Below are 16,241 nucleotides of genomic sequence, written 5' to 3' on the forward strand. Positions count from 1 at the left end.
TTTGCATATCCCAGTTCCCCAAACCACCATGGTGGTGACCCAGTTCAACCTGAACTCTTCCACACTTCGGCCGGACGGCGCACGATATGAAACGCTGTCGACCTATCCTTTGCAACTGCAAGGCTGGTCGGGTCAGGCTGACGACTTCACCGACCGGTAGAGAGGCTGCACTATGTCACTAAACCGGGTGCCGGGATCGGTAAGGTTCAAAACCGCCCTGCTCAGATTCTTGGCAGCAGACCCTCCGATTTCCGGAGAAGAAAACTCGACAAACTTGTCGATGACGTCCTGTCGCGACATCGGAGACTCAGGCCCGCCCCGGGCATGGATGTCGCCCGAGCGGAAAACGCGACCGTCTTGCGTCGTTACCTGAACGTCGGCCCAGCGCCCGGCGGGAAAGCGGGAATTATGGCGGTCCGACTCGGATACGGTGATGCGACTCAGGAAATCGGCGACCATCGGATCGGATAGTCCATCGCCGCTGATGTGCTCGACCCCGATCCGCCCGTGTACCGCAAAAGTCGAGACGGCAAATGGCAGCGAGTATTGCGCCTGCGACGTCGTCTCGGGCATCCCCGAATACAGTTGAACCGCTTCGTGAAAACTGTGGATCTCGACGCGGGCGATCTGGTCATGGGTCAGACCGTGCGAGTTCATCACCATGCGCAGCCCGTCGATGGCGGCATGGGCCCAGCGGCAGATCGGATAGGGTTTCACATATTGACGTTCCATCTGCCAAAACGTTCCGAGGTCCTGCCAATAGGGTGCGGCGCGGTCCTCCTCGATGGTGATGGCGGGGGCGCCGGTAAAGCCGCGCTCGGCCAGAATTGCCGCCGACATGCCCACCAGCGCGCCCCAGCCTGAACCGTCATGCAGCATGGTGGGGTTGGCAATCTCGCGCATCATCTGGCTGCGAGGGCCGTGATATTCGGCAATACCAAGGCCTTGGCGCAACTGGTCCGGTGAATGGCCCCGCAAGCGGGCCGCCATGGCAACCACGCCCAGTGCGTTCCACGCCCCCGAGGTGTGATAGTCGCTGACGGTGGCGTGCAGCGCGATACCTGCGCGGCCCGCAATTTCATAGCCGGTGATGACGGCAGCCAGCGCATCGGGTCCGGACAGGTCAGGGCAATGCTCGGCCAATGCGCACAGCGCGGGCACGACCACCACGCCGATATGCCCCTTGGTCGGGTTGTAGCCGTCGTGCCCGTCTAGGTTGTCGGTCTGCGTGGCGGCCGCGTAGGCCGCGCCCGCCAGACTGACCCGGCGTCCGTCGCACAGCATCCGCGCCGAGAACGCATGATCGGTCGTTCCGTACAGAAGTGCGGCAGTGTCGCGGGCGATCACGCCGGCCTCCATCGGGGTCGAGGCGATCACGATGCCCAAAGTATCCAGCAGCATCAGGGCTGCCGCTTCGCGCGCGCTGTCGGGCATCTGGTCCGCCGGGCGGTTCAGAACAAACTCGGCAACGCGGGCGAAGGTTTCGGTCACCTGGCGCCCTCCATCGCCGGTTTTTGGTCTCGCAGGCGCAGGCCCTTTGGGTCGAACGGAGGCGCATGCAGGATCCGCGCCCTGTGCGGCTTGCCCAGAATGAGGACATGCACCTCATCACCCGGCTGGGCGACCTCAGGGTTGGCGTATCCGATGGCCAGCGACTTGCCGACCGTATAGCCATAAGCGCCCGATGTGACGCGGCCCACGGGCGTACCATCCGGGGTGAAGATCGGCTCGCCCCCGCTGGCATCGGCATCGTGGGTGACATCAACCTCGAAGATCGACAACACCTCGCGCGCGGGATTGTCCTTGATCGCCAGCCAGGCCGTCTTGTGCAGGAAATCCTTGTCTGGCTTGATCAGCCCATCCAGACCGACCTCGTGCGGCCAGTACTCCTGCGAATACTCGCGCCCCCATGAACCATAACCCTTTTCGATCCGCAACGCGCCCAGAGCACGGCCGCCGACCGGCCCGCCACCACAGGCGCGGGCAGCGTCCAGAAGCGCTGTATAGAGTCTGATTTGGTCCTCTTCGGCGCAGTGCAGCTCCCACCCCAGATCGCCGGTGAAGCTGACGCGGATGGCAAGGCAGGTGACCCCGGCAACCTCGATCGTAGCCGAGCGCATGAAGCGGAACGCATCGTTCGAGAGGTCGGCGTTGGTCAGCCGTTGCAAGGCCTCGCGCGATTTCGGGCCGGCGATGTTGAAGCCCGCGATGCGGTTGGTGGCAACGTCGAAGGTGGTGCCCTCGGGCAGGTCCACCATGTTGAAGAACCTCTGGTGATAGCGTTCGGCCATGCCCGAGCCGATCATCATGTAGTCGTCTTGGGCCGTCTTGGTGATGGTGAAATCGCCCGCCACGCCGCCTCGTACGGAAATCAGCGGGGTCAGGCATGAACGTCCAACCTCGGTCGGCACCCGGTTGGCCACCAGCTGGTCGAGCCAGTCATGGGCGCCCGGCCCCTTGATGACGTAGTTGGCAAAGTTCGAGATGTCGATCACGCCCACGCTTTCACGCAGCATCCGGGCCTCGTGCCCCACCGGTTCGAACCAGTTCTGGCGGGTAAAGCCGGCGGTCTCGACCGTTCCGGGCCGGTCGGCGAACCACAGCGGGTGTTCCCAGCCGCAGTTGAGGCCGAAGACCGCGCCCATCTGTTTCTGCATCTCGTAGGCAGGGCGCACGCGAGCCGGCCGACCAGCGCTGCGTTCCTCGTTAGGGAAATGGATGGCGAAGCGGTGGGAATATTGGTCGGCGACCCGCGCCTTGGTGAAGTTCTTGTCGGCCCAGTCGCCGAACCGCGCCAGATCCCAGGCGAACATGTCGTATTGCGGCTCGCCCTCGATCATCCATTGCGCGGCCAACAGCCCCAGCCCGCCCGATTGCGAGAATCCGGGGATGATGCCGGTGCAGCAGAAATAGTTGCGCAGTTCGGGCACCGGCCCCCAGATGGCGTTGGAATCCGGCGACCAGATCATCGGGCCGTTGATCACCCGTTTCACGCCTGCGGTCGCGGCCACCGGCACACGTTCGGTCGCGCGGATCACGTTTTCCATGATCCGGTCCAGATCGTCGGGAAACAGGTCATGGGCGAAATCCAGCGGCGTGCCGTCCTCGGCCCAGAACCGCATGTCTTTCTCGTAGGCGCCAATCAGCAACCCGTTGCCTTCCTGCCGGAAATAATACTCGCCATCGCGGTCGGCGATCGAGGGCAGGCGACGGCCAAGGGCGGCGACCTCTTCAATCGCTTCGGTCACGAAATACTGGTGCTCGGTCGGTTGCAGCGGCAATTCCAGCCCCGCCAGCGCGGCCACCTCGCGTCCCCACAACCCGGCGGCGTTGACCACCCATTGCGTGTGGATGTCGCCCTTTTCCGTGCGCACGATCCACGAGCCGTCAGGCTTCTGTTCAGTCCCTATTACGGGGCAAAACCGCTGAATCTCGGCCCCCAGCGCGCGCGCGCCGGCCGCATAGGCGTGGGTCACGCCCGAGGGGTCCACGTTGCCGCCGTCGGGTTCATACATGATGCAGCGGATGTCATCGAACTGCGCCAGCGGGTGCAGCTCCATCGCCTGTTCGCGGCTGATCTCATGGAAATTCAGGCCGTAGAACCGCGCCTTGGCCTCTTGCAGGCGCAGCTGGTGCTCGCGCGCCTCGGTCTGGGCGAGATACAGCGATCCCGGCTGGAACACGCCGCAGCCCTGCCCGGTTTCCTGCTCCAGCTGCTTGTACAGGTTCATCGTGTAGTGCTGGATGCGGGTGACGTTGTTGTTGTCGTGCAGCCCGTGGATGTTGGCCGCCGCGTGCCACGTTGAACCGCTGGTCAGTTCGTCCCGCTCCAGCAGGATCACGTCGGTCCAGCCCAGCTTGGCAAGGTGGTAAAGGATCGAACAACCGACAAGGCCCCCCCCGATCACGACGGCCTGTGCATGGGTTCTCATTGGGCTTTCTCCTGACTGGCGGGGGCGCGTCACCCCTCTGCCTCAGAAGTCAGCCACAGTGTGCGGACACCGTATGCTCTGTTCCCGACCCCAAATGTCGGGAACAGGGCAAGTTGGACCGGATTCCCGGTTTGGGAACGTCTAGTAGGGTGCCTCGACGTCGTTCATCGAGACATAGACGGTTTTCATTTCCGAATAGTGGTTGATCGCCAGCTTCGAATTCTCGCGCCCGACGCCTGACATTTTCGACCCGCCGAACGGGGCCTCGACCGGGGCCAGGTTGTAGGTGTTGATGTAGCAGGTGCCTGCCTCGAACCCGGCCACCACGCGATGGGCGCGGGTCAGGTCGTTGGTGAACACGCCGGCGGCCAGGCCGAACTCGGTGGCGTTGGCACGGGCCATCACCTCGTCTTCGGTTTCGAAATCCAGCACCGACATGACGGGGCCGAAGATCTCCTCGCGGGCGATGGTCATGTCGTCGGTCACGTCGGCAAAGACCGTGGGTTCAAGGTAGAAGCCCGGGCGATCCAGCCGCGTGCCGCCATGGACCAGCCGCGCGCCCTCGGCCTTGCCCTTCTCGATATAGCCCAGAACGATATTCATCTGGTTTTCGCTGACCATCGGGCCGAAGTTCACGGCCTCATCCATCGGGTCGCCGATCTTCACCTTGGCAAGGCGTTCGGTCAGGCGGGCCAGGAACGCCTCTTTGATGCCGTTCTGCACGAAGACCCGCGTGCCGTTGGAACAGACCTGACCGGATGAGTAGAAATTGCCCAGGATCGCGCCCGAGACGGCGTTTTCGATGTCGGCGTCATCGAACACGATCATCGGGGACTTGCCACCCAGCTCCATCGTCACATGTTTCATGCCCTCGGCCGCGGCGGAATAGACCTTGCGGCCGGTGGGCACCGATCCGGTCAGCGACACCTTGGCCACGCGCGGGTCGGTGACCAGCGCGGCGCCCACATCGCCATAGCCCTGAACCACGTTGTAGATGCCCTTGGGCGCGCCGGCCTCGATCAGGATCTCGGCCACTTTCAGCGCCGACAGGGGCGTGGTTTCCGAGGGTTTGAACACCATAGCATTGCCGCAGGCCAGCGCCGGGGCGCCCTTCCAGCAGGCGATCTGGGTCGGGTAGTTCCACGCGCCGATGCCGACGCAGACGCCCAGCGCCTCTCGGATGGTATAGACGAAATCGCCGCCGCCCAGCGGGATATGCTCGCCGGTCAGGGACCCGGCCAGCCCGCCGAAATATTCCAACGCATCCGCGCCCGAGGTCGCATCGGCCACCAACGTTTCCTGCAACGGCTTGCCGGTGTCATGGGTTTCGAGGATCGACAGCTCGCGGTTGCGCTCGCGCATGATGTCGGCGGCGCGGCGCAGGACGCGGCCGCGCTCGGTTCCGGTCATGGCTGCCCAGGCCTTTTGCGCGCGTTTGGCGCTTGTTAGAGCCTGTTCGATGATCTGCGGCGTCGCCGAATGCAGACGAGCGATGACCTCGCCCGAAGCTGGATAGATCACGTCGATCGGGGTGCCTGCGGTGTCTTCGACATATTCGCCATCAATAAAGTGGCTGGCCTTGGGCTGAACTTTCATCGCGGATCCTTTTTTACTCGGGCCCCGGGGAACCGGTGCCGGTCGGTTTCATCCGCAGGTAATGATTATTGATTGATCAGTCAATAAAGCACTGCTTTAGGCGAATTCTTGCCAACAAAAAAAGGGCCCCCCTTGAAAAAAATGGTTAATGTTCCATTTCTGTTCTACATGATCGGAGGATCACCCGATGGAACAGTCATTGCGCAAAACCACCCCGATGGGGCCGACCAACGACTACCACATTCTGCCCGTCACGGACCGTCAGATGCGCTATGCGCGCGCGATCGCCCAGCAGTCCGCGTTGGAGATCCCGGTCGAGGCGCAGCGCGACCGGCGATCGATGTCCGATTGGATCTCGGCGCACAAGCCGCACGATCCCTCCCCCTTTGCCGACTACCCGACGGGCAAACAGGTGGTCTTTGCCGAGCGGATCTCGCGCACCAAACGCCGCCCGATCCCCAGCGAGTGCTTCCGCGACAAACGTGCGATGTCGCAATGGATTGATCGGAACAAGTGAAGAAATGTGGCCGGCGGGCTCAGGCGTCTTTGTCATGGCGATGGCGATGCGACCGACCATACAGCCCTACGGCCGCTGCCACGAATAGGCCCAGTAGAATATAGCCGGTAATCGCCTCAGCCACGGCAAGGGCGCGGCACACGCCAACTGGCCGCAAGTCACCAAAACCAACCGTCGTGAAGGTAACATACGAGAAATACAGGACATCCGCCGGACCGCGGGCGCCTTCAACGCACAGATCGTAGTACCCGTATGACCCGTAGACTGCAGCGAACAGAAACGGCACGACCTGGATGAAGGAAATCCCCATCAGCAGCAACTGCCGCTTGGGCGAGCGCACAAGCGCCATGTAGTACCAGGTTTGCGAGAAAAGCCAAATCGCCAGCCCGATGGTGGCCGCGGCTCCGATCGTGTCGCCGGCGGCGGATTCGGTCAGGTGTGAAAGGATGTACCAAGCCAGACCACTGAGTATGACAAGGCCCATCGCTGCGATCAGCGTAGGCTTCCAATCCTGCAATGTGGTTGGATCATGCGCCATCGCCCCCCTCCCCAAGCACGGGTACCGACCATTTTTTAACGCCGGGCGCATCATCGCAAGCTTTTTTGCGGGATTCGAAGCTATTGGCCGCCGATATGCTCTTCGCCCCGTGCCCGTGCCAGCGTGATCTGTTTCTGCCGTTCGCGAAACCGGGCCTTGTCGGCTTCGGACGTCTCGTGGATGCACTGGTGGCAGGACACGCCATGCTCGTATTCGGGGCGCTCCATGTCCTGGGGCAGGATCGGGCGGCGGCAGCCATGACACAGCTGGTGCGGTCCCTCGGCCAACCCGTGCCCTACGGAAACGCGATTGTCGAACACGAAGCACTCACCCTTCCATGTGCTGTCTTCGGGCGGGACTTCCTCGAGATAGCGCAGGATGCCGCCTTTCAGGTGATAGACATCCTCGACCCCCTGCCCCAGCAGATAGTTGGTGGATTTTTCGCAACGGATGCCGCCTGTGCAGAACATGGCGACGCGCTTGTTGTGGAACCGGTCCTTGTTATGCTCCCACCAGGTAGGAAAATCACGGAAACTGGCCGTTTTAGGGTCGATTGCGCCGTCGAACGTACCGATCGACACCTCATAATCATTGCGCGTATCGATCACCACCACATCATCCGAACGGATCAGATCGTTCCAGTCCTGAGGCTCGACATAGTGGCCGGTGCGGGCGCGCGGATCGACATCCGGCTGGCCCATGGTCACGATCTCTTTCTTCAGGCGCACCTTCATCTTTCCAAAAGGCGGCTGGCTGGCGGTGGCCTCTTTCCATTCCAGATCGGCGCAGCCCGGCAGCGCCCGGATATGCGCCAGAGCCGCGTCGATCCCGGCGCGTGGGCCGGCGATGGTGCCGTTGATGCCCTCATGCGCCAGCAGCAGCGTGCCCTTGACCGACTGCGCGCGGCACAGCTCCAGCAGCGGCGCGCGCAGGGCGTCCGGGTCGGCAAAACGGGTAAAGTGATACAGTGCGGCGATCGTGTACATGGCCGCGATCTAATGCGCGGCCCCCCGCAACGCAAGAGACCGCATTGACGACCCCCGCCCGCCCGCCTACCGATAGGACACGCAAAGGAGGCCGCCATGACCCATGCCCTGATCGTGATCGATGTCCAGAACGACTTCTGCCCCGGCGGCGCGCTTGCAGTTCCCAACGGGGATGAAATCGTCGCCCCGATCAATGCCATGATGCCCGATTTCGATGCGGTGATCCTGACGCAGGACTGGCACCCGGCGGGTCATTCCTCGTTCGCGTCATCCCATCCGGGCAAAGCGCCTTATGATCTGGTCGAGATGCCCTATGGCCCGCAGGTCCTGTGGCCCGACCATTGCGTTCAGGGTACGCCCGGCGCCGAATTCCACCCCGACTTGCGCACCGATGCCGACCTGATCCTGCGCAAGGGCTTCCGCAGCGCGATTGACAGCTATTCGGCCTTCTTCGAAAACGACCGGACCACGCCCACCGGGCTGGAAGGTTATCTGCGCACGCGCGGGATCGACCGGCTGACGTTGGTAGGCCTGGCGACCGATTTCTGCGTACATTATTCGGCAGTGGATGCGGCCCGGCTGGGCTTTGACGTGGCCGTCAGAACCGACGCTTGCCGCGCAATCGATCTGGATGGATCGCTCGCAGCGGCGGAACAGGCCATGCGCGACGCGGGTGTTACGCTGGCCTAGCGGTTCAAGGCGTCGCTCCGGCCGCAGCCAGATACTTCAGCAGTACGAACACGATAACCGCAAGGCCAAGGGCGAAGCCAATGCGCCCCGGCACGGTTCTTCGGTCAGGTTTTGGAGGCTCAGAAGTGGCCGGTTGCGGGCGGCGCACCGGATCGCGGCGTTTGATATCGACACTGGGTTGCGCGCTTCGAACATGGCGCAGAAAGCCGTGCAGATAGAATTCACCGCAATACTGGCCGCGCAATCCCGTTGCCCGAATATTTGCAAACAGCCGACGCAAGACTTTTTCGCGGGCCTCGGCGTCTTCGGGCGGATAGAAACCACGTGGTTCACCGTTGCCGTGGCTGTCCAGAATGAACCCGGCATCCACGAACATCTGGCGCAGCTGCGGTGACGCCCCCCTAAGAGCATCGGCCGTCTTTACGTCGCGAAACCGCGCGTAGACGGTTGCGGTTTTCGAGTCTGCCGCAGTCGCCGAACCGCAATCACCCCCATCCTTCGCAATCTTTACAATATCAAAGTCGTAAGCCAGAACCATTCAACCAACTACTACCTTCTCGTACCATCCCACCATCTAACTAGACCGCTAAAAGAACAGACATTATGCCCGCATTATGGCCTGTCCTTGGCATTGTTACCAAATCCGCGACTCTTGCCATTCACCGCCCTGATTGATCTAACAACGGAAATGGCAGGAGTTCCCCATGGTCGACATCGCGACCCGTGTCTACAATCACAAATGGAAGATCGACCCGATTGTCCGGTCTTTGATCGACACAGACTTCTACAAACTGCTGATGTGCCAGTCAGTGTTTCGAAACCGACCTCAAACAACGGTCGAGTTTTCCTTGATAAACCGCTCGAATCACGTCCCGCTGGCCAAGCTGATCGACGAGGGCGAGCTGCGCGAACAGCTGGACCACATCCGTTCGCTCAGCCTCAGCCGGGGTGAAAGCACCTGGCTGCGGGGCAACACCTTCTACGGCAAACGCCAGATGTTCCGCCCCGATTTCATGGAATGGTTCGAGAATCTGCGCCTGCCGCCCTATCACCTCGAACGCCGCGGCGATCAGTACGAGCTGACATTCGAAGGCAAATGGCACGAGGTCATGCTGTGGGAGATTCCGGCGCTGGCGGTGCTGATGGAACTGCGCTCTCGCGCGGTTTTGAACGACATGCGCCGGTTCGAGTTGCAGGTTCTCTATGCCCGCGCCATGACCCGTGTCTGGGAAAAGATCGAAACGCTGCGCGGCATTCCCGGTTTGGGGATCGCAGATTTCGGCACCCGACGGCGGCATTCCTTCCTGTGGCAGGACTGGTGCGTGCAGGCGATGATCGAAGGGCTGGGCCCGGCCTTCACGGGAACGTCGAACTGCCTGATCGCCATGCGGCGCGAGGTCGAGGCGATCGGCACCAATGCGCATGAACTGCCGATGGTCTATTCGGCGCTGGCCGAAACCGACGAGGAACTGGCCCGCGCGCCCTATGACGTGCTGAGCGACTGGCATGACGAACATGACGGCAACCTGCGGATCATCCTGCCCGACACCTATGGCACCAAGGGGTTTCTTGACCGCGCGCCCGACTGGCTGGCCGGCTGGACCGGCATCCGCATCGACAGCGGCGATCCGGCCAAGGGCGCCGAGATCGCCATCGACTGGTGGAAATCGCGCGGCGAGGATCCCAGCCAGAAGCGGATCATATTCTCGGACGGGCTCGACGTGGACAAGATCCGCGAATTGCATGGCCAATTCGCGGGCCGGGTGAAGGTCTCGTTCGGGTGGGGCACGTTGCTGACCAACGATTTCCGCGGTCTGGTGCCGGGGGATGCGCTGGCGCCGTTCTCGCTGGTGTGCAAGGCGGTCTCGGCCAATGGGCGCCCGACGGTGAAACTGTCGGACAACCCCGAAAAGGCGATGGGGCCGAAAGACGAGATCGAGCGCTACAAGCGCGTCTTTGGCGTAGGGGAACAAGAAGTGATCGAAGTGATCGTCTAGCCCGGCTCAGCCGTGATGGGCGGCCACGGTTTTCAACTGGGAAAAACCGTACAGCGCCTCGAACCCCTTTTCGCGGCCATGGCCCGACTTTCCGACCCCGCCGAACGGCAGCTCGACCCCGCCGCCCGCGCCGTAATTGTTGATGAACACCTGCCCCGCGCGCAGACGTTTGGCCAGCCGCATCTGCCGCGCGCCGTCCCGCGTCCAGACCCCGGCCACCAGCCCGTACTCTGTGCCGTTGGCGATTTGTATGGCCTGTTCCTCGGTGCCGAAGGGGATCAGAACCTGCACCGGGCCAAAGATTTCCTGCTGCGCCAGCGGATGATCGGGCGGCACGTCCCCAAACAGCGTCGGGCGCACATAGGCCCCGCCCGGCGGCGCGTGATCCACGATCCGGCCTTGTGCTGCGATCTCAAGATCGGCCCCCTGCGCCAGAAACCCGGTCACGATCTGTTTCTGCCGGTCCGAAATCAGCGGCCCGACCCGCAGATCCTCGGTCGCGGGGCCGACGGTCAGGTCGGCATAGGCGGCAGCCATGCGCGCTTTGACCTCGGCATAGACCCCGCGCTGCACCAGAACGCGCGACCCGGCCGAGCAGGTCTGACCCGCGTTCTGGATGCCCGCATTCACCAGAAACGGCAGCGCGGCCTGCAAATCGGCATCATCGAACACCAATTGCGGAGATTTCCCGCCCAGTTCCAGCGTCACCGGCACCACGTTGGCCCCGGCCGCCTGCTGCACCAGCGCGCCCGTCGCCACGGATCCGGTGAACGAGATGTGGTGCACACCCGGATGCGCCGACAGGGCCGCGCCCGCCTCGGCCCCGATTCCGGGCACCACGTTCAGCGCCCCCGGCGGCAGGCCCGCCTCGGTTACCAGATGGGCGAAGGCCAACGCGGTCAGACAGGCCTCTTCCGCCGGTTTCAGAACGCAGGCATTGCCCATGGCCAGCGCCGCCCCGACCGAGCGGCCGATGATCTGCATCGGATAGTTCCACGGCACGATATGGCCGGTCACGCCATGCGGCTCGCGCAGGGTGTAGACCGTGTAGCCGTCAAGATAGGGGATGGTCGCGCCCGTCACCTTGTCCGCCGCACCGCCGTAGAACTCGCAATACCGCGCCAGCGCCAGCGCATCGGCGCGGGCCTGGCTGAGGGGTTTGCCAACGTCCAACGCTTCGAGCAAAGCAAGCTCTTCGGCCCTGTCCTGCACCAACTGCCCCAGCCGGGTCAGGATGCGGCCCCGCTCCAGCGCGGTCATCCGGCCCCAGTCACCGTCCAGCGCCGCCTGCGCGGCCCGCACGGCGGCATCGATCTGCGGCGCCTCACCGCGCGCAATCCGGCACAGCGGCGTGCCGTCGGACGGGTTGGTCAGATCAAGCGTGTCTTTGGTCGCGATCCAATCGCCGCCGATCAGGCACAGGGTGGGATCAAACCAGATGGGATTTAGCATATCTGCCTCCAAAACAGGCTCTGACAAAGGGCTTTCATGCTGCGCCCTGCCCGATCTCGGGCAATTTCGGCACGGCTTGGATCAAGGCTTGCGTATAGGGGTGCTGCGGGTCCGAGAACACGCGCTCGGTCTCGCCCTGCTCGACGATCTTTCCCGACTGCATCACCATCACCCGGTCGGTGATCGTGCGCACCACGCTCAGGTCATGGCTGATGAACAGGTAGGTCAGGTCATAGGCCGCGCACAGCTCGGCCAGCAGGTCGAGAATCTGCGCCCGCACGGACACATCGAGTGCCGAGACGGCCTCGTCGAACAGGATCAGCTCGGGCCGGATGATCAGGGCGCGGGCGATGGCGATGCGTTGGCGCTGCCCGCCCGAAAATTCGTGGATGTATTTCCCCGCATCGTCCGTCGAGAGTCCCACGGCAATCAGCATCTCGGCGATGCGATCCTGCCGCTCGGACCCGGTGGGCGGCGCTTCCAGCAGGTGAAAAGGCTCGGTGATCAGGCGGGCGACACGGTGGCGGGGGTTGAAGCTGCCGAACGGGTCCTGGAACACCACCTGCATCTTGCGGCGCACGGCCAGATTGGGTTTGTGCCCGGTGAACACTGGCTGGCCGTCCAGCAGGATCTGCCCGCCCTGAACCTCCTCAAGCCCCAAAATAGCCCGTGTTAGGGTCGATTTTCCGCAGCCGGACTCGCCCACAAGTCCAAGGCGTTCGCCCCGGTTCAGCGTGAAACTGACGTGATCCACGGCCCGGTGATGACCCGGCTTTTCGAACAGCCGCGTGCGCGGCAGGCGATAGTCCCGCACCACGTTGCGGACCTCGAGCAGCGGCGCGGGCGCGGGCGGCGCAGGCAATGCGACGCGGTGGCCCGAGGCCTGAAACAGCATCCGCGTATAGGGATGCTGCATGTGGCGCAGCAGGTGGTCGGTGGCCCCGGTTTCGACCACCCGACCCTTCTGCATCACCACGATCCGGTCGGCCATGTCGGCCACCACCGCCAGATCGTGGGTGATCATCAGCAGGCCCATGCCGTATTCCGTGACCAGCCCTCGCAGCAGATCGAGGATTTGCGCCTGCGTGGTCACGTCCAGCGCAGTTGTCGGCTCGTCCGCGATCAGCAGCCGGGGACGCAGGGCGATGGCCATGGCGATCACCACCCGCTGCCGCTGCCCGCCCGACAGTTCGTGCGGATAGCGCGACAGGGGAAAGCGGTCGGGCGGCAGGCCGACGCGGGTCAGAACCTCTTGGGCGCGCGCACGAGCGGCGTCGGGGGGCATGGCCTTGTGGATCAGGATGGTCTCCATCACCTGATCACCGATAGTCTTCACCGGATTGAGCGCCGTCATCGGCTCCTGAAACACCATCCCGACGGCCGCGCCGCGCAGGCGGCACATCTCGTCCTCGGGGCTGTTCAGAACCTCGTGCCCGTCAAGGCGGACCGAGCCGCTGGCCACGGCCCCTGCGGGCAGCAACTGCATCACCGCCAGTGCCGACATCGACTTGCCCGAGCCGCTCTCACCGGTGACGGCCACGATCTGCCCGGGGTCGATGGACAGGCTGACCTGGTCCAGAACAGGGACCCCGTGGATCGACAGCGACAGGTTATGGATTTCCAGCAGGCTCATGCGCGGGCCACCCGGATGCGAGGGTCAAGCCAATCGCGCAGCCCGTCGCCCAGCAGGTTCAGCCCCAGCACCGTCACGATGATCGCCAGCCCCGGAATCAGAGCCAGATGCGGGGCAATACTGACCATTGTCTGCGCATCGGCCAGCATGCGGCCCCAGCTGGGCGTGGGAGGCTGCGCGCCCAGACCGACATAGGACAGACCCGCCTCGGCCAGAATACCCAGAGAGAACTGGATGGTGCCCTGCACGATCAACAGGTTGGCGACGTTGGGCAGGATGTGCTCGGCCGAGATGCGCGCCGCGCCCTTGCCCGCGACGCGGGCCGCCAGGATGAACTCGCGCTCCCACAGGGACAGCGCCGCGCCGCGGGTAATGCGGGCGAAGACGGGGATGTTGAAGATGCCGATGGCGATGATCGCGTTCACCGCACCGGGGCCGAAGACGGCGGTGATTAGGATGGCAATCACCAGCGAGGGAAAGGCAAAGACCAGATCGTTGCCGCGCATGATCAGCTCGTCCAGCCAAGACCCCTTGCGCGCCGCGGCCGTCAGGCCCAATGGCACGCCGAACCCCATGCCAATGCCCACCGCCACCAGCGCCACCGCGATCGAGGTGCGCGCACCCACCATGATCATCGAGAACATGTCGCGCCCGAAATGATCGGTACCGAACCAGTGCTGTGCGTTGGGCGGCTGCAGCTTCTCGGGGATGTTCAGCGCGGCGTGGTCATAGGGTGTCCAGACGAAGGACAGCAGCGCCATCAGCACCACCACCGAGGTCAGCCCCGCCCCCAGAATCAGCGCGCGGCTCATGTGCGGCTCCGCAACCGGGGATCGACCGCGGCATAGGCCAGATCGACCAGGAAGTTCACCGTGGTGACCGCAAAGACCAGCAGCATCACCACCGACTCCACAACGATCAGGTCCCGCGCCGAGATCGCCTGGAACACCAGCCGCCCCAGCCCGGGCAGGTAGAAGACCTGCTCGATGATGATCGACCCGGCCAGCAGAAACGAGAACTGCAGCCCGATGATCGTCAGCACTGGGATAAACGCATTGCGCACCCCGTGCCGCCACAGCGCCTGGCGGCGCGACAGCCCCTTGGCGCGGGCGGTGCGCATGAAATCCTCACCCAGAATGTCCAGCAGCGCCGAGCGCATGACCCGCGACAGAATCGCCGCCTGCGGCAGGGCCAGCGCGATGGCCGGCAGCGTCAGCGAGTGCAGCCCGGCCCACAGGCCGTTGTCCCACCCCGCGAACCCGCCCGCGTTGAACCAGCGTAGATTGATCGCGAAGATCAGCACCAGCATCATCGCGAACCAGAAGTTCGGCACCGCGATGCCCAACTGCGTGGCCCCCATCACCGCCAGATCGCCCGGTTTCCCCCGGCGCGCGGCCGCATAGATGCCGACCGGAAAGGCGATCAGCGTCGACAGTGTCAGCGCATAGAGCGCCAGCGGCAGCGACACCCACAGCCGGTCGGCCACCATCTGCGCCACAGGCGTGCGATAGGTATACGAGGTGCCGAAATCTCCGGCCAGCATGCCGCTGACCCAGTTCAGGTAGCGCTGCGGCCGTGACACGTCCAAGCCCAGCTCGGCGCGCAGGGCGGCCAGCGTTTCGGGCTGGGCGTTCACCCCCAGCATGAACGAGGCCGGATCCCCCGGCGCCACCTCGATCACCGCGAAGATGACCACCGAAGCGATAGCCAGGCTGAGTGCCAGCGAAATCAGACGTTTGAGCGCATATCGGAGCATTGCCGCCACGTTAGGCCGGGATTGGCCGCCGGTCCAGCGGCACAGCGCGTCAGGACTGCATCAGAAACGCCCAGACCGCATAGCCCACGATCGCGGCATAGCCCAGCGGATAGATCCACTTGATCGCGTAGTTGTCCAGCTTGCGCGCCGTGTCCTCGCGCCCCGAGACCTTGAGCCGCCGCAGCATAACGTTGAACACCACCAGCGCCCCGGTCATCAGGAACATGCATTGCAGGATGAAATCCAGAAAGGTCAGATAGCCCAACTTGGGCAGATCGGCCGAGATCGCCCAGTTGAAGGCGACAAAGACCAGCAGGTTGGCCCCGGCGATGTCGATCCGCTTGCGGTATTCGTCCAGAAAGAACAGCGCCCAGCCGACCAGAACCAGCACCAGCATGGGCAGGAACACCCGGATGACATAGTAGGTCAGGTGGCGCTTGCCCTCGAAGACCAGCGACACCTGATCGCTTTCATTGCCCGACAGGCCCGTCGTGGTCGAGGCCAGCATACGGGCGTTGCCCAAAATCCACTCCTCTTCGCCCAGCGTGTCGCCCAGCCTCGAGAACTGGTCCAGCGCGTAGTAGTGCACGAAGTCGGACGGAAAGACCGAAACGACCTCGAAGTGGAACTCCTGCGTGTCGAAGGGGAACCTGAGGAAGTTGAAATGCGGCGCCTGCAGCGTCAGCGAGGATTTCTCGACAAAGGTCACATGCCCATCATGGCGCAGGGCGGCCGCGGATTCGTGCACCCAGCGATTGGATTGCTGGTTGTGGATGACAAAGGCCGGAACCACGGCATCCCGCGTGGCTGCATGGCGCACGAAGGCCGGCGGATCGAACACGCGGAAATCGCGACCTAGTTCATCCGGATCGAACGCCAGGGCCGGATCGCTCCATTCAAACCGCAGCACGACCACGGCGCCATAATTCTCGGCCTTCTGATCGACCGAGGTGATCTGATCGATCTTGATGCCGACGCCGACCTCGACCGGGTTTTCCGGGGTGCCCAACAGCGCGCTGTGGCCATCCTGAAACAACCCTTGTGCATCCAAAGGCCCCGTCAGGGCCAGGGCGACCATGAAGAAAAACACCGAAACCAGGCAACGTGTCATCTGAAACAGACCCTAATATGGAGAAACGGGTCC

At 63.5% G+C, this 16,241-nt stretch carries 14 protein-coding genes; 3 read left to right on the top strand and 11 right to left on the bottom strand.

The genetic code is table 11. From position 1 onward, the window contains the following. Positions 1 to 132: 132 nt before the first annotated feature. The 3 genes from ACR3EK_RS14605 to betB all read right to left on the bottom strand — a co-directional run bounded on the left by ACR3EK_RS14605 (position 133) and on the right by betB (position 5,528). Positions 133 to 1,491 (bottom strand): MmgE/PrpD family protein, encoded by a 1,359-nt coding sequence (locus ACR3EK_RS14605; RefSeq protein WP_480633741.1) that lies wholly within the window; start codon positions 1,489 to 1,491, stop codon positions 133 to 135. Continuing rightward, entirely contained in the window at positions 1,488 to 3,932 is a 2,445-nt protein-coding gene (locus ACR3EK_RS14610) for a GcvT family protein (protein ID WP_480633742.1), read from the bottom strand. The genes ACR3EK_RS14605 and ACR3EK_RS14610 overlap by 4 nt, the downstream gene beginning before the upstream one ends. A 141-nt stretch (positions 3,933 to 4,073) precedes the next feature. Continuing rightward, positions 4,074 to 5,528, bottom strand: a complete 1,455-nt coding sequence (gene betB / locus ACR3EK_RS14615; protein WP_480633743.1) for a betaine-aldehyde dehydrogenase — start codon at positions 5,526 to 5,528, stop codon at positions 4,074 to 4,076. A gap of 187 nt (positions 5,529 to 5,715) precedes the next feature. Between betB and ACR3EK_RS14620 the strand changes: the two genes are divergently transcribed. After that, on the top strand, positions 5,716 to 6,045 hold the full coding sequence (locus ACR3EK_RS14620) for a hypothetical protein (protein ID WP_480633744.1): 330 nt from the start codon (positions 5,716 to 5,718) through the stop codon (positions 6,043 to 6,045). A 19-nt stretch (positions 6,046 to 6,064) separates the two neighbouring features. On the opposite strand, the gene ACR3EK_RS14625 is transcribed toward ACR3EK_RS14620, so the two are convergent. After that, the gene (locus ACR3EK_RS14625) at positions 6,065 to 6,583 is read right to left on the bottom strand and encodes a potassium channel family protein (protein ID WP_170582431.1); all 519 of its coding nucleotides are present in this window, start codon (positions 6,581 to 6,583) and stop codon (positions 6,065 to 6,067) included. An 80-nt stretch (positions 6,584 to 6,663) separates the two neighbouring features. Then, the gene (trhO, locus tag ACR3EK_RS14630) at positions 6,664 to 7,569 is read right to left on the bottom strand and encodes an oxygen-dependent tRNA uridine(34) hydroxylase TrhO (protein WP_480633745.1); all 906 of its coding nucleotides are present in this window, start codon (positions 7,567 to 7,569) and stop codon (positions 6,664 to 6,666) included. Positions 7,570 to 7,665: 96 nt separating this feature from the next. Between trhO and pncA the strand changes: the two genes are divergently transcribed. Continuing rightward, positions 7,666 to 8,259: a bifunctional nicotinamidase/pyrazinamidase gene (gene pncA, locus ACR3EK_RS14635; protein WP_480633746.1), complete on the top strand. Its 594-nt coding sequence runs from the start codon at positions 7,666 to 7,668 to the stop codon at positions 8,257 to 8,259. 4 nt (positions 8,260 to 8,263) lie between these two features. Here the strand turns inward: pncA and ACR3EK_RS14640 are convergent, their stop codons facing one another. Then, positions 8,264 to 8,797 (bottom strand): hypothetical protein, encoded by a 534-nt coding sequence (locus tag ACR3EK_RS14640; protein WP_480633747.1) that lies wholly within the window; start codon positions 8,795 to 8,797, stop codon positions 8,264 to 8,266. Between the two features lie 166 nt (positions 8,798 to 8,963). On the opposite strand from ACR3EK_RS14640, the gene pncB reads away from it, so the two are divergent. Then, positions 8,964 to 10,256: a nicotinate phosphoribosyltransferase gene (pncB, locus tag ACR3EK_RS14645; protein WP_480633748.1), complete on the top strand. Its 1,293-nt coding sequence runs from the start codon at positions 8,964 to 8,966 to the stop codon at positions 10,254 to 10,256. Positions 10,257 to 10,262: 6 nt separating this feature from the next. Here pncB and ACR3EK_RS14650 read toward each other — a convergent pair whose 3' ends face one another. The 5 genes from ACR3EK_RS14650 to ACR3EK_RS14670 are packed head-to-tail and all read right to left on the bottom strand — an operon-like array spanning position 10,263 to position 16,208. Beyond that, positions 10,263 to 11,708: an aldehyde dehydrogenase family protein gene (locus tag ACR3EK_RS14650; RefSeq protein WP_480633749.1), complete on the bottom strand. Its 1,446-nt coding sequence runs from the start codon at positions 11,706 to 11,708 to the stop codon at positions 10,263 to 10,265. A gap of 34 nt (positions 11,709 to 11,742) precedes the next feature. Next, positions 11,743 to 13,341: an ABC transporter ATP-binding protein gene (locus tag ACR3EK_RS14655; RefSeq protein WP_480633750.1), complete on the bottom strand. Its 1,599-nt coding sequence runs from the start codon at positions 13,339 to 13,341 to the stop codon at positions 11,743 to 11,745. Next, entirely contained in the window at positions 13,338 to 14,153 is an 816-nt protein-coding gene (locus tag ACR3EK_RS14660; protein WP_480633751.1) for an ABC transporter permease, read from the bottom strand. The genes ACR3EK_RS14655 and ACR3EK_RS14660 overlap by 4 nt, the downstream gene beginning before the upstream one ends. Further along, on the bottom strand, positions 14,150 to 15,097 hold the full coding sequence (locus ACR3EK_RS14665) for an ABC transporter permease (RefSeq protein WP_480633752.1): 948 nt from the start codon (positions 15,095 to 15,097) through the stop codon (positions 14,150 to 14,152). Before ACR3EK_RS14665 ends, ACR3EK_RS14660 begins: the two co-directional genes overlap by 4 nt. A gap of 49 nt (positions 15,098 to 15,146) precedes the next feature. Continuing rightward, positions 15,147 to 16,208, bottom strand: coding sequence for a ligand-gated ion channel (locus ACR3EK_RS14670; RefSeq protein WP_480633753.1), 1,062 nt, complete (start codon positions 16,206 to 16,208; stop codon positions 15,147 to 15,149). Positions 16,209 to 16,241: the final 33 nt, after the last annotated feature.

The organism is Ruegeria sp. BC8 (assembly GCF_056535705.1).